We start from the raw sequence: 16,552 nt of genomic DNA on the forward strand, positions 1-16,552 counted from the left end.
CATCGAACCCCTCCCAGGGCCCTCCGGGCGCTTCCCTCTCGGTGTCCCAGACTCTACCAGAAGATTTCCGGCGGATTTCCGGGGGCTTCTCGGGGTCTTCGGCTGAGCGAATTCCCTGCGAAGCGGAGTAGAGACTAGCTGTTGGGTCTCGGTCTGTCCAACCGGGCAACTGCTCGAATCTACGAGCCCCGAAATCGCGCGTCAACGCTTTTTCGAGGCGGATGGAACAGTACCAGTCGGAGAGGGGCGCCACGCACCCACCCCCATGGTCGTCGCCTCGCACGGCATCAGTCGTTCGTGAAGACCGAGGGAGGCGTCTCCAGGTCCTCCAGCTCGATGCCCGGGGCGGCGAGGACGACGTCCCCTGCGAGATGCACCGTGTGCTGCTCGCCCGTCTCGAGGTCCGCCGCACGGTAGGTGTCCACGATCAGGGGGCCGTTGTCAGTGGCGTGTGATTCGCTCTTCAGCATCGCCCAGGACTGGTCGTGTGTACGGGGGGCGAGGACGGGGGTCGTGAACGTGACAAGGCGTACGCGGGTGGCGCCGGCTTCGGGGACCGGACGCAGAAGTCGGGTGAGGGCCACGAGGAAGGCCGGTGAGGGCCCGCCGAAGGCGTGGGCCGGGACGTTGTGCTCGGTGGCGTCCGTGCCTGCCGGGCCTGAGCGGACCCAGGTGACGCCTTCGAGAGCCGCACCCCTCACCTGCCAGTCGCCGTACCGCAGTTGGAGGCGGACGGGGCGGCCCAGCGCGTCCACGGTGAGATCGGTCGAGCCCAGATGTTCTCCCGTTGTGGCGGTGGTCTGCGAGAAGTACCGCCAGCCCGTCGGTCCCGCCGCGCACTGGAAGTGTTCGTCGCCCAGGGGGGTTCTGTCGTGGATGTCGTGGAGCGAGTAACGGCCGCGGGGCATCTGTGGTGTCCGGAGGGTGCGGGGACGGGGCAGGCCCCCGCCCTGAGGGACGGGGGCCTGTCGGCAGATCCGGCAGTCGGTCGGTCGCGGTCCCGCCGGTGCGGGTCGGGCGGCCGGCCGTCGGCCGGCTCAGTACCGGTAGTGGTCCGGCTTGTACGGGCCCTCGACAGGGACGCCGATGTACGAGGCCTGGTCCGGGCGGAGCTCGGTCAGCTTCGCACCGAGCGCGTCCAAGTGGAGGCGGGCCACCTTCTCGTCGAGGTGCTTCGGGAGGACGTAGACGCCGGTCGGGTACTCCTCGGGCTTGGTGAAGAGTTCGATCTGGGCGATCGTCTGGTCCGCGAAGCTGTTGGACATCACGAAGGACGGGTGGCCCGTCGCGTTGCCCAGGTTCAGCAGACGACCCTCGGAGAGAACGATGATCGCCTTGCCGTCGGACCACGTGTAGGTGTGAACCTGGGGCTTGATCTCGTCCTTCACCACGCCCTTGATGGACTCCAGGCCGGCCATGTCGATCTCGTTGTCGAAGTGGCCGATGTTTCCGACGATGGCCTGGTGCTTCATCTTGGCCATGTCGGAGGCCATGATGATGTCCTTGTTGCCGGTCGTGGTGATGAAGATGTCGGCCGTCTCGACGACGTCCTCGAGCCTGACGACCTGGTAGCCGTCCATCGCCGCCTGGAGCGCGCAGATCGGGTCGATCTCCGTGACCATGACGCGGGCGCCCTGGCCGCGGAGGGACTCGGCGCAGCCCTTGCCGACGTCGCCGTAGCCGAAGATCACGGCGGTCTTGCCGCCGATGAGGACGTCGGTCGCACGGTTGATGCCGTCGACGAGCGAGTGGCGGCAGCCGTACTTGTTGTCGAACTTCGACTTCGTCACGGCGTCGTTGACGTTGATCGCCGGGAAGAGCAGCGCGCCTTCCTGCTGCATCTCGTAGAGGCGGTGGACGCCGGTGGTCGTCTCCTCCGTGACGCCGCGGATGTCGGAGGCGAGCTGCGTCCACTTCTGCGGGGCCTCGGCAACGGTGCGGCCGAGGAGCTCGAGGACGACGCGCTCTTCCTCGTTCTCCGCAGTGTCCGGAGCGGGGACCTTGCCGGCCTTCTCGTACTCGACGCCCTTGTGGACGAGGAGCGTGGCGTCCCCGCCGTCGTCGAGGATCATGTTCGGGCCGCCGGTCGGGGCGTCGGTCCAGGTGAGTGCCTGCTGGGTGCACCACCAGTACTCGGTGAGCGTCTCGCCCTTCCAGGCGAAGACCGGGATGCCGCTGGGCTTCTCGGGGGTGCCCTTCGGGCCCACGGCCACGGCGGCGGCCGCGTGGTCCTGGGTCGAGAAGATGTTGCAGGACGCCCAGCGGACCTCGGCGCCGAGCGCCACCAGGGTCTCGATCAGTACGGCGGTCTGCACCGTCATGTGCAGCGAGCCGGTGACGCGAGCGCCCTTGAGCGGCTGCTTTGCGGCGTACTCCTTGCGGATCGCCATGAGGCCGGGCATCTCGTGCTCAGCGAGCGTGATCTCCTTGCGGCCGAAGGCCGCCAGGGAGAGGTCAGCGACCTTGAAGTCCTGGCCGTCAGTGGTCATGCGAGCTACTCCTCGATGTCGAGGTACGTGGCTGGTCCTTGCTGCGGCGCGGGGGTGGCCGGGGTGCGCGAAGCGCACGGCGTACCCGGGCTCCGGGCACACTGCTCCCCTGCTCGCAGCTCAGTCCGTCGGAGGCCCTCTCTCCCTCGGTGGCCCTTCCTCGGGCCGGCCGACCGCCATCAGCAGCGACGACTGCGCTCTACGAATCTACACCGCTCGTCCAGTCGAACGGATTGCCCCGGGGGCCATCAAGACCGCACTGCCGATGGTTTTCGGCCGCGCGTGCACTTCGGTCGACGGCCAAGTCGCGGAAAATATAGGGACAAAGGAGGGCTTTACGGTTCCGGGGAGTACGTGACCAGTCCCACCGGTGTGCGGGTGCGACCGTCTGCGCCCCTAGTGCTCCGTCCTCGCCTGCGCCGCGGTCGCTTCGCGAAGGATGTCCGGCTCCAGGTAGATGACGCGTGCGATCGGGACGGTCTCGCGGATGCGCTGCTCCGCCGCGTCGATGGCACGAGCGATCTCGACGGCGGTGTCGTCGTGCTGCACGGCGACCTTGGCCGCCACGAGAAGCTCCTCGGGACCGAGGTGGAGGGTGCGCATGTGGATCACCTCGGTGACGGTCTCGCCGTCGACGAGGGCCGCGTGGATCTTCTGCCGCTCCGCCGGGTCGGCGGACTCGCCCAGCAGCAGGGACTTCGTCTCGGCTGCGAGGAGCAGCGCGATCAGGACGAGCAACGTGCCGATACAGAGAGTGCCGACGCCGTCCCAGACGCCGTTCCCCGTCAGGAGCGCGAGCCCGACGCCGCCGAGCGCGAGGACGAGGCCGACGAGGGCTCCCAGGTCCTCCAGCAGGACAACCGGCAGTTCCGGCGCCTTCGCGCGGCGGACGAACTGGCCCCAACCCAGCTTTCCTCGTACTTGGTTGGATTCCTTTATCGCCGTACGGAAGGAGAAGCTCTCCGCGACTATGGCGAAAACCAGCACGCCGACCGGCCAGTACCAGTGCTCCAGCTCGTGCGGGTGCTGGATCTTCTCGTAACCCTCGTAGAGCGCGAAGACGCCGCCGACCGTGAAGAGGACGATCGAGACGAGGAAGCCGTAGATGTAGCGCTCACGGCCGTACCCGAAGGGGTGCTCCTCGTTCGCCTCCTTCTTCGCCTTCTTCCCGCCGAGAAGGAGGAGTCCTTGGTTGCCCGAGTCGGCGAGGGAGTGGACTCCCTCGGCGAGCATGGACGAGGAACCGCTGAAGGCGAAGGCGACGAACTTGCTCGCCGCAATGGCCAGGTTGGCGCCGAGAGCGGCCATGATGGCTCTGGTACCGCCGGATGCACTCACGCTGGGGACGTCTCTCTTCCGTTCTCTGCCCGCCGCGGTCAGGCTGCGGCCGGGAAAAGGCCCGCCCCGTCAGCGGGCCACCGTGGCGCGGAAGAGCGTACCGTCACCGACGGCCGTCACCGGTTCGGTCGCGGGAACGTACACAGACTGTCCGCATCGCAGGGGCAGTTCGGTGGGGTCGCCCTCCCTGGTACGGCCGGAGAGCAGGGCGGTTCCGGAGGTGCAGAGGACGATCTGCGCGGCTTCGGTGGTGAGTTGACGCGCAGCCGCGCCGGGGGCGAGCAGGTGCCGGCTCAGTCGGAACTCGTCCGCCGGCGTCTCGTACACCTCCTCGCCGTCCGGCGACGCTTCGGGGCGGAGCACGGCGGGGTCCGCGGGGGCGAACCGGACGATCCGGAGCAGCTCCGCGACGTCGACGTGCTTGGAAGTGAGCCCGCAGCGAAGGACGTTGTCGGAGTTGGCCATCAACTCGACGCCGAGGCCGGAGAGGTAGCAGTGCGGCACGCCGGCTCCGAGGTAGAGCGCCTCCCCCGGCTGGAGCCGCACGTAGTGGAGGAGCATTGCGGCGATGACGCCGGGGTCGCCCGGGTGGTGCCGCGCGATGTCCGCGTAGGCGGCGAACTCGTCGGCGCGGGGGCCTCCTTCGGTGGCGAGGCGGGCGGCGCCGGCCGACGCCTCGTCCACGGTGGCGGCGATGGCCTCGCGGTCGGCGGTGAGGACCGCGGTGAAGACCTCGCGGAGGGCGTCCTCCTCGGGGCTGGCGCGGAGGATGTCGGTGTAGGGCTGGAGGCTGTCGACGCCGAGTTCGGCGAGGAGGTCGGCAGCCCCTGCAGGGTGCCGGAAACCGCACAGACCCTCGAACGGCGAGAGCGCGCAGAGGAGTTCGGGTTTGTGGTCGGCGTCCTTGTAGTTCCGGTACGGCGCGTCGCGGGGGACGCCGTCGGCCTCCTCCGCCTCGAAGCCGCTGCGCGCCTGCTCCCGGTCGGGGTGGACCTGGAGCGAGAGCGGGGAAGCGGCGGCGAGGACCTTGAGGAGGAAGGGCAGCCGGGGGCCGAAGGACGCCACCGTCCCGGCACCGAGCTCCGCTTCCGGAGCGGACGCGATGACGTCGGGGAGCGGGGGCTCGCCGCTCCCGTCGGCGAGGCGGGACGGGGCGCCCGGATGGGCACCGAGCCAGAGTTCGGCCTGCGGTTCGCCGGTCGGCTCGGTCCCGAGGAGTTCCGGGAGCGCGGTGGTCGAACCCCAGGGGTAGGGCCGGATGGTGTTCGCGAGGCGGTCCATGTGCAGTTCCGTTTCTTGGCGTACGTGGCGCGGAAGGGTGGAGCCAAGGATTCCGGGTGGGCGCCGGGGCTCCGTCGCGGCCTGTCGGGCAGCGCGGTGGGCCCACCGGCGGCTCTATGGTGCACTACCGCCGGCGAGCGTGAGGTAGACGGTGGTGAAGTCCGCGGTGGCGATCAGTTCCCCCAGGGTCTGCAACGGGCCGAGGTTCGCCGTGGGCGCCAGCTCGCTCACGGACGTTCCCCGCTCGATGGCGAGTTGACGCGCGGCCAGGAGAACCGGAGGTGGGCCGGCCGCCGTCTCGCCGACCTCGTGAAGCAACACCAATCTGCTGCGTACCGGCTCCGGTTCGGTGACGCGGTCCCGGAAGAAGTCGTCCTCGGAGGTGGAGGCGCTCCGCAGTACGGGCGACTGGGAGGCGAGGGACTCCGGAAGCCTCCCGGTGAGCGAGGGGACGCCGGGGAGGGCGGCGAGGCTCTGCGTCCAGTGGGCGGCAGCCGCGTCGGCTGCGGGGCCGTGGCTCCACAACAGGGGGACGGTGCCGTCGAGTTCGAGAGCGAAGGTCTTCGCCGGGTTGTCGTGCTGGGGCACGGCAGGGCCGCAGGTGCCGGCCACGGTGTCGAGTCGCTCGGCGAGGGACTCGACCGCGGAGGGCGGCGCCGCCGCGAGGCCGAGGCGGTCGGCGAGGAGGAACAGCGGGGCGGCGAGCGCCCACAGGGTGCCGGGCGCCGCCTTGCCGGCGTCCGGCTCCGGGGCCTGTTCGGCAGGGCTTCGGAGCGCGGCGGGCGCGGTTCCGGGGGCGGAGACGTACGGGACGAACAGCCCCCGGTCGCCCAACACGTCGGCGAGCGGGCTGTGTTCGGGCGCGACGGCTACGACGGTGCAGCCGCGGCGGTACGCCTGCTCGGCGAGGCCGCAGAGGCCCGGCTCGGTGCCGTTGGGCGTGGCGAGGACGAGCAGGTCGACGGGCCCGGCCCAGCCGGGCAGGGCCCAGTGGAACGACGCGGGGTCCGCCGTCTCGCTTCCGGCGGCGAGGCGGATGACCGGCGCGGAGCCGTTACCGAGCGCGTCGAGGAACCGGGCGAGCGCGGCGGCCGTTCCGGGCGGCCCGGCCAAGAGGAGGGTGCGCGGCCTGCCTTCGGGGCGCAGGGCGAGCACCCCGGCCTCCTCGGAGGCGCGCACCGCGCTCCGTACGCGGCCTCCGGCGCCCGCCGTGCTCGGCAGCAGCTCGGCCGCGTCCGCCTCCGCGAGCGCCTCCGCCGAGTCGAGGAGGAACTCGTCGAGCATGGTCGCTGGCTCCGATCGGCGGCGCGGTGGATGTGGTGCGATCGTGCGGGGGCCGGCGCTGGTTCTGCGGCCCCACCGCCCTCACTCCGGACGACGGGCCTCGTCGACGAGGAGCACGGGGATGCCGTCGCGGATCGGGTAGACCAGGCCGCACGCGCTGCCGGTGCAGTGGAGTTCGTCTGCCTCCTCGCGCAGTGGTGCATGGCAGGCGGGGCAGGCGAGGATCTCCAGGAGGCCGGCTTCGAGCGGCATGTTCCCTCCAACTTCGGGCAGCGTGCAGTGCCGTCAGCGTACCGCCGGCCGCGGCGGGGCAGGGGGCCAGTCCCCTGCGGTCGCGGCCGGCGGTGCCCAGCGGTGCGGCGGAGGTCAGGCCCGCACGAGGTCGAGGACCTCGTCCCTGATCCGCTCCACCGTGGGGGTGTCCTGCGCCTCGACGTTGAGCCGGAGAAGCGGCTCCGTGTTGGAGGGGCGGAGGTTGAACCACCATCCGTTGCCGAGGACGGTGAGGCCGTCGAGCTCGTCGAGGGTGACGCCCTCACGGCCGGCGAACGCTTCCTTCACCGCTGCCGTGCGTCCCTCCTGGTCGGCGACGGTGCTGTTGATCTCGCCGGAGGCGGGGTAACGGTCGTACTCGCGGACGAGTTCGGAGAGCGGGCGCTGCTGCTCGCCGAGCGCGGCGAGTACGTGGAGGGCGGCGAGCATGCCGGTGTCCGCGTTCCAGAAGTCGCGGAAGTAGTAGTGCGCCGAGTGCTCGCCCCCGAAGACGGCCCCGGTCTCGGCCATCTGCTGCTTGATGAACGAATGGCCGACGCGGGTGCGTACGGGCGTCCCGCCGTTCTCCTTGACGACCTCGGGCACGGACTGCGAGGTGATGAGGTTGTGGATCACCGTGGAGCCGGGGGACTTGGCGAGTTCGCGCGCGGTCACGAGGGCGGCGACGGCCGACGGCGAGACGGGCTCGCCCCGCTCGTCCACGACGAAGCAGCGGTCGGCGTCGCCGTCGAAGGCGAGGCCGATGTCGGCGTCGGTGTCGCGTACGCGCTGCTGGAGGTCGACGATGTTCTTCGGGTCGAGCGGGTTCGCCTCGTGGTTCGGGAAGCTGCCGTCGAGCTCGAAGTAGAGCGCGTCGAGTTCGAGCGGGAGGCCCTCGAAGACCGTGGGGACCGTGTAACCGCCCATGCCGTTGCCGGCGTCGACGACGACCTTCAACGGCCGGATGGCCTCGAGGTCGACGAGGGAGCGGAGGTAGCGCGCGTAGTCGGCGAGGAGCTGCCGCTCCGTGATGGTGCCCTCGCCGCTCTCGGCCGGCGGCATCGGCGTGCCCTCGGACCACTCCTCGACGAGCGCCCGGATCTCCGCGAGCCCCGTCTCCTGGCCCACGGGGGCCGCGCCGGCGCGGCACATCTTGATGCCGTTGTACTGCGCGGGGTTGTGGCTCGCGGTGAACATCGCTCCCGGCAGGTCGAGGTAGCCGCTGGCGAAGTAGAGCTCGTCGGTGGAGCAGAGGCCGATCTCGGTGACGTCCGCCCCGCGGGCGGCGGCGCCCCGCCCGAAGGCGCGCGAGAGGCCGGGCGAGGAGGTGCGCATGTCGTGTCCGATGACGATCGAGGTCGCGTCGGTGACCTGCACGAACGCTGCCCCGAAGAGTTCGGCGAGCGCCTCGTCCCACTGGTCGGGCACAACGCCGCGCACGTCGTACGCCTTCACGATCTCCGACAGGTCAGCCACGTCAGCCCTCTCCTGTGTACTCGGGTTGCCGTTGCCCGTGCGTGCGCCGGCGGCGCCGGCGGGGCCCGGGAGGATCGGCGGGGGACCAAATCTACCCGTCGGGTGGGAGAGGCACGCGCAGGGCGGGGAGAGCTGCCGCGCAGTCAGGGGAGTTGGCGCGGCGCGGAATCGAGGCCCGCCCGTTCAGGAGTCGGGCGAGCGGAGCACCCGGAGGTGGCCGCGGCGGGCGACCTCCATCGGGTCGGCGTCGCTGCCGCGCGGGCCGGCGGCGTGCTCGCCGGCCTGGGCCGCCTGTTCCCGCCGGGGGGTGCGCGCGGCCTCGCGGACGGCGTCGGCGAGTGCTTCGAGGTCGTCGCTGCTGGGGCGCGCGGCGGCCGTGTCGATGGAGAGGCGGACGACCTCCCAGCCACGAGGGGCGGTAAGGCGCTCCGAGTGCTCGGAGCAGAGGTCGTAGCAGTGCGGTTCCGCGTAGGTGGCCAACGGGCCGAGGACGGCGGTGGAATCCGCGTAGACGTACGTCAGCGTCGCAACGGCGGGACGGCCGCATGCGGTGCGCGAACAGCGACGTACGGGACTCACGGTGTTGGACCGTACCGCACTCCCCAGCGGGCTGCGACGACTCCACCGGACGTCCACCCGGCCGTGTCGCCCCCCTTCATCCGGTACGCCCCGGTCTGTCGTACGGGCCCCGACAGGGCGGGAAGCACGGCGTTCCAGGACCGGCACCCCGCGCCTCACCGGGAGGTTTCGGGAGAGCGCGGCCGCCCGGAACGCCGGGGCTGGGGAGCGGCGCCCTCGCATAACCATTCGGTGACGAAGCCCCCGCCGCAGCCTTGCGCACCAGCACCGACAGCCAGCGGCGAGGGCGCCGGGAGGGCTAGGCTCGACTCGATGGACAGCCCCTCGCAGCCCCAGGCCGAAGGCCCGCGCGCACCCCGCCCGCACAGCAGGGACCGCCACGGCCGCGGGATGCGCGGGCCGATCGCCCCACCCCAGGTGCCGCTCTCGGTGACCCGCTCCGACGCCTTCGACGACCTGGTCCGCGACTCCGTCAACCGTCTCGAACGGCACTGGCCGCAGCTCGCGAGCGTGGAGTTCGCCGTCCAGGAGGTACCGAGGGGCGATCACGGCGAGCTCGACGAGGGCGTGGAGGCCGTTCCGCTCGGGCAGTCGGTGCCTGGGCGGGACGGCCGGCCCGACCGCGTCGTCGTCTACCGGCGCCCGGTGGAGATCCGCACGCGCAGCCTCGACGAGCGGGCGCTGCTCGTCCACGAGGTCGTCGTGGAGCAGGTCGCCGAACTCCTCGGCCTCGCGCCGGAGTCGGTCGACCCGCGCTACGGGGAGGACTAGAGCCGGAACGCCTCCCGGGTGCGCGGGATCAGTCGCCCGTGAGGACGGAGAGGTCCTCTCCCGACTCCGGCACGCGTACCGTGCCACGGTCGTCCGGCAGGGTCTGCACCGTGAACATCGGCACCTCGCCCTTCTTCGCCTTCTTGGAGAGCGTCCGCGCGCCGAACACCTCTCCGCCCGAGACGCGTTCGACCGTGACCGCGTAGGCGCCCGAGCCGCCCTCGGGGCGCGGCGGCGTGACCGTCTTGGTGGTGCCGCCCTTGATCTGCACCGTGGTGCTGCGCGGCTCCCCTCCCCCGCTCCCCTTCGACGCCGTCACCTTGACCTTCGCGCCCTTCCCCGGCGCGGTCAGCGAGAGGGACGAGGCGAAGGGCGAGCCGGACGAGCGGTTGTCCGCCGCCGTCGCGCGCTCGGTGATCCGCGGGGTCGAGGGGATGAAGGCGGTCTCCTGCTTCGCGCCCTTCCCCCTGGTGACCCGGGCGGCAGCGACGACCGGGGTCTCGCCGCCCTCGCCCGAGGGCGAGAGCACGAGCGAGCCCGTCTCACCCTTGGTGAGGTCCTTGAGATCGACCGCCGTCGTCATGCCTCCCTTGACGTGCAGGGTCTCGAAGCCGGCAGGGGTGATCGTGCCGGAGGGTCCGGCGAGGCGGACCTTGAGGTCGGCGTCCTCCTCGCCCGGTGCGAAGACGACGAGGCGCACGGAGGTCGCGTCGCCCGGGATCCCCGGCAGCACCGCCTGGGGCGCCGCGTCGCCTGCCGGCGGGAGCCAGTCGCCGCCGGCCTTCTCGTCGTCCGCCTGCACCTGGGCGGCGACCCTGCCCGTGCGGGAGACCACGTGGAGCGCGACGTTGGTGACGGGGCCGCCGGTGAGGGCGGAGAGCAGCACGGGGACGGTGGTGCGCGGCGGGACGTTGATGCCCTCGCCGCCCGTTGCCGACTCGCGGCCGTCCTTGCCGTACGGCTCCACGTCGACGACGGCGCCGGTGTCGTCGGGGTTGGTGAGGTGGACGTAGTCCTGGCGCTCGTCGGAAGTGCTGACGCCCGGGAACCAGAAGGAGGTGTCGGGCGCGGTGCACGCGAGCCCGTGGAGCCCGCGCCCGGCGCCCGCACTGACGACGGTCGTCTGCTGCACCGTCCACCCGGGCGCGAAGCGGCCCTCCGCGTTGCCGGCGAGGGCGGGAGCGTCGCTCCGCTCGGTCGACGAGGTGACGGGGGTGCCCGGCGAGGTGAGCGGGAGGACCGGCTTGTCGGCGTCCTTCCCCTTCTCCTTGTTGTCGTCGTTGTCGTCGTTGTCGTCCTTCTTCTTGCCCTTGCCGTCCTCGCTGCCGTCGAGTTCGGCGAGCGCGAGCGGACGGAGCTCGGCCGTGCCCTTGCGGCTGTCCGCGCCCTCCGGCGAGTAGGCCGTGTACGCCGACTCCGCCACCTCGGAGTCGCTGGGGCGCGGGCACACCAGCGTCGTGCGCTCGACGGACTTCCGTGCGACGGAACCGCCCTCGTCGCCGCCTTCGCCGGGCGCCGCGACGGCGGCGACGCCGGTCACGGCGGCGAGCGCGACGACGGCGCCGCCGACGGTCAGGATCGTGCGGTTCACTGCTCACTCCCGTCGCGGTAGCCGGGGTACGGGACACCCGCTCCGCCGTGGTCTCCGTATGTTCCGGTGCCGTAGCCCTGCCCGTAGTACGGGTCGGTCTGCGGCGCGTACTGCGGCTGGGCCGGGTCGGGGTACTGCTGGGGGTCGTACGCCGGGGGCGGGTAGCCCTGGTGCGCGTACTCGTCGGGGTAGCCGGTGGCGTACTCCTGCGTGTACTGCGGCTCTTCCTGCGGGTACTGCGGCTGCTGGGGCACGGGCGCCGGTTCCGGTGGCGGCGGCATGTCGCCGGCCGGGGGCGCCTCGTCGGAGGCGGCGGCAGCGCGGAGCCGCCGCGCCCTGCGGCCCTCGCCCTGCGCTGGCTCGGGCACGGCGGGCGCCTCCGGCAGGTCGTCGTCGACGGTCCTGCGGCCGCCGGGCAGCGCGAGGACGAGGACGAGGAGGAAGAGGAAGCCCTGCGCGCCGACCCATGCCTTGTGCATCAGCGGCGTCTCGTATGTGAGGTCCAACCGGCCGCCGGAAGCCGGGAGTTGGAAGCCCTGCGCCCAGTCGTCGACGGTGGTCGGGGCGAGGGGCTTGCCGTCGAGCGTCGCCGACCAGCCCGCTGCTGCGGTGTCGGCGAGACGCAGCACCCGGCCGTCGGGCCCTGCGGGGATCTGCGTGTGCGCCTCGACGGGGCCGGCGGCCACCGCGACCGGCGCGGCGACCGCGCCCTTCCCCTCCCCCGGGACGATCACCGCGCGCGAGACCTCGCGCTCGACGCGCCAGAGCGCGCTGCCGTCCTCCTGGCTGAGCCGCGTGAGCCCGGGCGTCGTGTCGAGGACGCGGCGCATCTCCCGCGGCGCGCCCTCGCGTACGAGGAGGTAGCGCACCGCGTAGTCGCCGAGCTGGTCGCTCTGGTCGGCGCCCGAGCCCGCGACGAGGTGGGAGACGACGCGGTCGAGGCGGCTCTGGCCGCCGCCGGACTCGGCGAGCTCCGCGTCCCCGAGACGGGCCCCCGAACCGCGTACGAGGGTGTACGAGACACCCTCGCCGTGCCCGGCGAGCACCAACGTCCGTGCCTGGTCCCGGGTGTTGCTCTCCTCCGCGACGAACGCCGGCACCTGCACCGGGTCCCGCCGCGAGAGCGGTCCGTCGGCGCCGCCGACCATCCAGCCGACGGCCGAGACCACCGGCCCGGCCGCGGCCGCGGCCGCGACGAGCACGGCGGCCGGCTGCCGCCAGCCGAAGCTCTGCGCGGCGACCCGCGAACGCGCCCCTTCCGCGCCGATCGCGGCGGCGGTGAGCAGCGCGATGCCGTAGACGAGAGTTGCGGGGCCGGCCCAGCCGGAGCCGTTGGCGAGGCCCGCGAAGAGCAGCCCCGCGAGGGCGACGACCCAGGCCGCGCGTACCGTCGGCTGCCGCTCGCTGCGAAGCAGCGCGGCGAGCGCGGCGAGCACGATGCCGACGAGGACGACCGCGCCGGTGGTGCCGGGGCCGCCGGGGCTGAGCGTGAGGAGGTCGAGCGCGGAGGCGGAGCCGGCGCCGTGGTCGAGCCCTGCCTCGTCGAGGAAGCGGGCCGGGTCACCGAGGAGCGAGAGCGACCAGGGCGCCAGCACCACCATGGGCGTCAGCAGCCAGACGGCGCACCGCGAGAGGGCCGCGCCGAGCCCCGGGCCCGTACGCCACCGCACCACCATGAGGACGACCGAGAGCACCAGCGCGATCGGCCACACCACGGGCGTGAACGCGGTGACGAGCGTCAGCAGCAGCGCGTACGCCCACGCCGCACGCCAGCTCGCACGCCCCCGGAGCCCGCTCGCCGCGACCGCCGCCCTCGCCAACAGCGGGAGCAGCACGGCGAGTACGGCCGTACCGATGCGCCCGCCGGCGAGCGCGCCCGTCGCGGCAGGCAGGAAGGCGTAGGCGACGCTGCCCCAGGCGCGGATGAGCCGCGATCCGACGAGCGGACGCGAGGCGAAGTACGCCGTCAGTCCGGCGAGCGGGACGGAGCAGACGAGGAGGAGCGTCAGGGCGAACCCGGTGCTCCCGAAGAAGAGGGTCGCGACGGCGGCGACGAGTGCGAGGTAGGGCGGCGCCTCCTGGGTGCCGCCGACACCGACCGGGTGCCAGCCGTCGAGGTAGCGGCCCCAGAGTTCGCCCACGCTCTCCGGCGCGGGGAGCAGTGCGCCTCCGGCGAGCGCTCCGCCGCCGAGCAGCGCGCGGCAGGCGACGAGCGAGACGAGCAGCAGCACGGCGAAGAGCACGGGCGCCGGCTTCCGCGCCACCCGCTTCAGCCGCGCGAACTGCTCGACCTCCAGGAAGTCGGCGTCCTCGTCCCCGGGGCCCGACTCGACGGCGCCGTGCCGACCGCCGGCCGACGCCTCGGGCGCCGCGCGTCCGCCGAAGTTGCTGACCACCTGCTCGACGGTGGCCCGCACCGTCGCGCCGGGCGGCGGGAAGAGCGGACGCAGTTCCTGGTGCGGCACCTGGGGACGCCCGCGCCTGCGCCTGGCCGCGGACAGCCGGCCCGGGCGCAGCAACACGGACGCGAGCCCCGCGACTTCGTCGAGCGCCTGCTTCGGCACCTTGCCGACGAGGTAGGCGAGCGTCCGCAGCAGGGTGCCGAGCACCAGCCGCAGCGCGACCCAGGGAAGCTTCCGGCCGGGCGCGTTGGCGAGCAGCGTGAAGACGGCACCCGACTTGTCCACGCGGTGCGGGCTCGCGCCTCCGCGTCCTGCCCGCCCCACGCAGTCGACGGGACGCCGCTCCCGCGAGGCAGCCTCGGCGTGCCGGAGCACGGCGTCGGGCACGACGAAGACGCGGTGCCCCGCAGTCTGCGCCCGCCAGCAGAGGTCGACGTCGTCCCGCATGAGCGGCACGTTCCGGTCAAAGCCGCCCAACTCCTCGAAGACGTCCCGCCTGATGAGCATCCCGGCGGTGGAGACGGAGAGCACGGGACGCACCTGGTCGTGCTGCCCCTGGTCCTGCTCGCGCCGCTCGACGCCCGTCCAACGGCGTCCGCTGTTGGCGATCGAGACGCCCGTCTCCAGCAGTTGCCTGCGGTCGTACCAGCTGCGCAGCTTCGGGCCCGCGACGGTGATGCCCGGGTCGGAGTCGACGACGCGGAGGAGGTGTGCGAGGGCGTCGGGCTCGGGCGCGGAGTCGTCGTGGAGCAGCCAGAGCCACTGCACCGGCTCCCCGTGGGGGAGTTCGGGCATCTCGTACGCCTCGTCGTGCCAGGTCCGCGTGACGGGGTCCCAGCCGCTGGGGCGCTTGAGGTACGGCAGGTCGTCGGGGGTGAGGACGCCGGCCGTGCGCGCCGCCTCGTCGACGGCGGTACCGAATCCGGACCGCCGGGCTAGGTGGAGCACCCGCTCGGCGCCGAGGGACTCGGTGAGGATTCCGGCGGAGTCGTCCCCGCTGCCGGTGTCGGCCGCGATGACGTTCTGCACCGGACGCTCCTGGCCGAGGAGCCCCGACAGCACCTCCGGCAGCCACCTGGCGCCGTCGTGCGAGACGAGCACCGCGGTGACCACGTGCCTGGGGAACTCGGGTGTGGCCGCCTGGTGTTGGCCGGCCGCTTGGCTGTGCAGGGACATCGGGGTACGGGCCCTCCCCGGGTACGGGGCCCGGCGAAGCCGCTGAGCCCGCAGCACCGGAAGACGCTGTGGTGGACTTCGGTGAACGCACGGGTCCCGTGTGCTGGGGGTGCGCCTCGGACGGCCCCACACTAACGGCTCGGTGCACCACGGAGGTCCGCCTCCCGACGACGGACACGTCTCCCCGCAGCCTGCCCGGCGGTCGACGGGCGGTCGCCCCTCGGCACGTACCACTCGTCGACACACACGAACGAGCGGGAAACCAAAGCGCCTTCCGTCAGGAACGGAAGGCACCAATCAGATCGCGGCCTTCTTCAAGCGGCGTCGTTCACGTTCCGACAGGCCGCCCCAGATGCCGAACCGTTCGTCGTTGGCGAGTGCGTACTCCAGGCACTCGGACCGGACTTCGCATGCGAGGCAGACCTTCTTCGCCTCGCGAGTAGAGCCGCCCTTCTCCGGGAAGAACGATTCCGGGTCGGTCTGCGCGCACAACGCGCGCTCCTGCCAGCCGAGCTCTTCGTCCGCCTCTTCGACCAGCAGTTGCTGGAACAGCTCGGTCATTCGCGCGCCCCTCGTCTGTCCTTTGCGTCCCCGTGATGCTGCCGTTACCGATCGACGCCCTATCCGGCGCCCCGGGTCACGAACAACACGGGTGAGATTACAAGTGTGGCCATCCGGGCCAGTCAAGCCGAGATCTGCTATTGGGCCCGTTATTCACTCTGCGGAACCAAGGCGGCTGAGTAAGTGTACAAATCACTCAAAGATGCGCGCCTAACGACCGACAAGGTCGCAATCCGGTCCATGTTGAACTCAGTCGAATCTCATTCGAACTGCTTCAAGCCTCACAGAACCACGCGTTCCGCACTTCCCGATCGCGCCACGCGGCGCCCGTCGAACCGACCCTGATCACGGTGGGATCACGGAATGGCAACGACGTTTCGCCGAGTGACTGCTGGCCCATTTCACCGGCGATGGAGGAACAAACCTTTCACTGGTGGTCGCAACCGGATGCAGTGAATCATTAGCCCCAAAGGGGACATCCTGTTGACAGGCAAGGGAGTTGAGGGCTCTCCTTGTCCGCATGCCAGCGACCCGTCCACTCCACCCGGCGCATGCCCGCCGGCCCTTCGGCGCCCGGCCGGACGCGGTGGAGAGCTGTTCCTGTCGCTGTAGCCCGCGGTCCTGTCCGGTGCTCTGACCTCCGCACAGTCGACCGCGCCCGTTCAACTCCCTTTTCGCGCCGTGGTGTTCGCCGCGCAGCGCGCCAGTCGTCCTAGTGCGCCCGCGTGTTCGCCACCGGTGCGACGGGTCCGCGCGCGCCGTGGCGACCGCTGACGGGTACCCGAGCCCCCGAGCGGCGCGCCCACACCTTCCCGAAGGCACCCCACGTGAACAACGACGTCGAAATCGCGGGCGACGCCCTGGCACTCCCGCACCTGCTGCCTGCTCCTCCGAAGCACCCGGCGACGCTCTCCGCGTTCGCCGCGCTGGTGCGCACGCTCGCCGACGAGCCGGAGCGCTGGCGTCCGCTCGTCCGCTACGACGCGACGCTGCGCTGGTACCACCGGCTCGACCAAAGACCGGGATACGAGCTGTGGCTGTCGAGTTGGCTGCCCGGGCAGGGCAGCGGGCGGCACGACCACGGCGTTTCCCGCGGGCTCTGCACCGTGCTCGAGGGCGAACTCACCGAGCGCTCGGTGCGCCGCGGCGACGGAGGCGAGGAGAGCCGCGTGCTGCGGCCCGGCACGCTCCGCGCGTTCGCCCCCGGATACGTGCACGACGTGGTCAACAGCGCGCTGACGCCCGCCGTCAGCGCACACGTCTACTATCCGGCACTCACCGGTATGCGGATGCGCTGCTCCTCCGCGCCGGGCCGCGCCGAGCCCGCACGGCTCCCGACGGGCGCCTGACCG

General features: G+C 72.0%; 13 protein-coding genes. 2 read left to right on the forward strand and 11 right to left on the reverse strand.

All coding sequences use genetic code 11. From position 1 onward, the window contains the following. Window positions 1-287: 287 nt before the first annotated feature. The 8 genes from UWG_RS0128650 to UWG_RS0128685 form a co-directional block, all read right to left on the reverse strand. Window positions 288-908 carry a hypothetical protein gene (locus UWG_RS0128650; RefSeq protein ID WP_016910633.1) on the reverse strand — a complete coding sequence of 207 codons (621 nt, stop codon included), beginning with the start codon at window positions 906-908 and terminating at the stop codon, window positions 288-290. Window positions 909-1,037: 129 nt separating this feature from the next. Further along, entirely contained in the window at window positions 1,038-2,489 is a 1,452-nt protein-coding gene (ahcY, locus tag UWG_RS0128655; RefSeq protein ID WP_016910634.1) for an adenosylhomocysteinase, read from the reverse strand. A gap of 396 nt (window positions 2,490-2,885) precedes the next feature. After that, complete coding sequence (locus tag UWG_RS0128660; protein ID WP_033196433.1) at window positions 2,886-3,827, reverse strand: cation diffusion facilitator family transporter; 942 nt, start codon at window positions 3,825-3,827, stop codon at window positions 2,886-2,888. 69 nt (window positions 3,828-3,896) lie between these two features. Continuing rightward, complete coding sequence (gene manA, locus UWG_RS0128665; RefSeq protein ID WP_016910636.1) at window positions 3,897-5,108, reverse strand: mannose-6-phosphate isomerase, class I; 1,212 nt, start codon at window positions 5,106-5,108, stop codon at window positions 3,897-3,899. A 114-nt stretch (window positions 5,109-5,222) separates the two neighbouring features. Then, complete coding sequence (locus UWG_RS0128670) at window positions 5,223-6,392, reverse strand: SIS domain-containing protein (RefSeq protein WP_016910637.1); 1,170 nt, start codon at window positions 6,390-6,392, stop codon at window positions 5,223-5,225. An 81-nt stretch (window positions 6,393-6,473) separates the two neighbouring features. Then, on the reverse strand, window positions 6,474-6,644 hold the full coding sequence (locus UWG_RS32485; protein ID WP_016910638.1) for a Trm112 family protein: 171 nt from the start codon (window positions 6,642-6,644) through the stop codon (window positions 6,474-6,476). Between the two features lie 114 nt (window positions 6,645-6,758). Continuing rightward, a complete protein-coding gene (locus tag UWG_RS0128680; RefSeq protein ID WP_016910639.1) occupies window positions 6,759-8,120 on the reverse strand; it encodes a phosphomannomutase/phosphoglucomutase in 1,362 nt (453 codons plus the stop codon). A gap of 183 nt (window positions 8,121-8,303) precedes the next feature. After that, on the reverse strand, window positions 8,304-8,699 hold the full coding sequence (locus UWG_RS0128685; RefSeq protein ID WP_016910640.1) for a DUF3499 domain-containing protein: 396 nt from the start codon (window positions 8,697-8,699) through the stop codon (window positions 8,304-8,306). Window positions 8,700-9,011: 312 nt separating this feature from the next. Between UWG_RS0128685 and UWG_RS0128690 the strand changes: the two genes are divergently transcribed. After that, on the forward strand, window positions 9,012-9,470 hold the full coding sequence (locus UWG_RS0128690) for a metallopeptidase family protein (RefSeq protein WP_016910641.1): 459 nt from the start codon (window positions 9,012-9,014) through the stop codon (window positions 9,468-9,470). A 28-nt stretch (window positions 9,471-9,498) separates the two neighbouring features. Here UWG_RS0128690 and UWG_RS0128695 read toward each other — a convergent pair whose 3' ends face one another. From UWG_RS0128695 to UWG_RS0128705, 3 genes are all read right to left on the reverse strand, one after another. Next, window positions 9,499-11,061 carry a DUF5719 family protein gene (locus UWG_RS0128695; protein WP_016910642.1) on the reverse strand — a complete coding sequence of 521 codons (1,563 nt, stop codon included), beginning with the start codon at window positions 11,059-11,061 and terminating at the stop codon, window positions 9,499-9,501. Continuing rightward, complete coding sequence (locus tag UWG_RS0128700) at window positions 11,058-14,639, reverse strand: glycosyltransferase family 2 protein (RefSeq protein ID WP_016910643.1); 3,582 nt, start codon at window positions 14,637-14,639, stop codon at window positions 11,058-11,060. Before UWG_RS0128700 ends, UWG_RS0128695 begins: the two co-directional genes overlap by 4 nt. A 297-nt stretch (window positions 14,640-14,936) precedes the next feature. Then, window positions 14,937-15,200, reverse strand: a complete 264-nt coding sequence (locus tag UWG_RS0128705) for a WhiB family transcriptional regulator (protein WP_016910644.1) — start codon at window positions 15,198-15,200, stop codon at window positions 14,937-14,939. 827 nt (window positions 15,201-16,027) lie between these two features. On the opposite strand from UWG_RS0128705, the gene UWG_RS31290 reads away from it, so the two are divergent. Beyond that, on the forward strand, window positions 16,028-16,549 hold the full coding sequence (locus UWG_RS31290) for a cysteine dioxygenase (protein ID WP_016910645.1): 522 nt from the start codon (window positions 16,028-16,030) through the stop codon (window positions 16,547-16,549). Window positions 16,550-16,552: the final 3 nt, after the last annotated feature.

Origin of the sequence: Streptomyces xiaopingdaonensis (genome assembly GCF_000262345.1) — a bacterium.
GTDB classification, from domain to species: domain Bacteria; phylum Actinomycetota; class Actinomycetes; order Streptomycetales; family Streptomycetaceae; genus Streptomyces; species Streptomyces xiaopingdaonensis.

Excerpts from the sequence above, each read along its gene's own strand:
- UWG_RS0128700 (WP_016910643.1), bottom strand. The coding sequence starts at position 14,639 with ATGTCCCTGCACAGCCAAGCGGCCGGCCAACACCAGGCGGCCACACCC.
- UWG_RS0128705 (WP_016910644.1), bottom strand. The coding sequence starts at position 15,200 with ATGACCGAGCTGTTCCAGCAACTGCTGGTCGAAGAGGCGGACGAAGAG.
- UWG_RS32485 (WP_016910638.1), bottom strand. The coding sequence starts at position 6,644 with ATGCCGCTCGAAGCCGGCCTCCTGGAGATCCTCGCCTGCCCCGCCTGC.
- manA (WP_016910636.1), bottom strand. The coding sequence starts at position 5,108 with ATGGACCGCCTCGCGAACACCATCCGGCCCTACCCCTGGGGTTCGACC.
- UWG_RS0128650 (WP_016910633.1), bottom strand. The coding sequence starts at position 908 with ATGCCCCGCGGCCGTTACTCGCTCCACGACATCCACGACAGAACCCCC.
- UWG_RS0128690 (WP_016910641.1), top strand. The coding sequence starts at position 9,012 with ATGGACAGCCCCTCGCAGCCCCAGGCCGAAGGCCCGCGCGCACCCCGC.
- ahcY (WP_016910634.1), bottom strand. The coding sequence starts at position 2,489 with ATGACCACTGACGGCCAGGACTTCAAGGTCGCTGACCTCTCCCTGGCG.
- UWG_RS0128670 (WP_016910637.1), bottom strand. The coding sequence starts at position 6,392 with ATGCTCGACGAGTTCCTCCTCGACTCGGCGGAGGCGCTCGCGGAGGCG.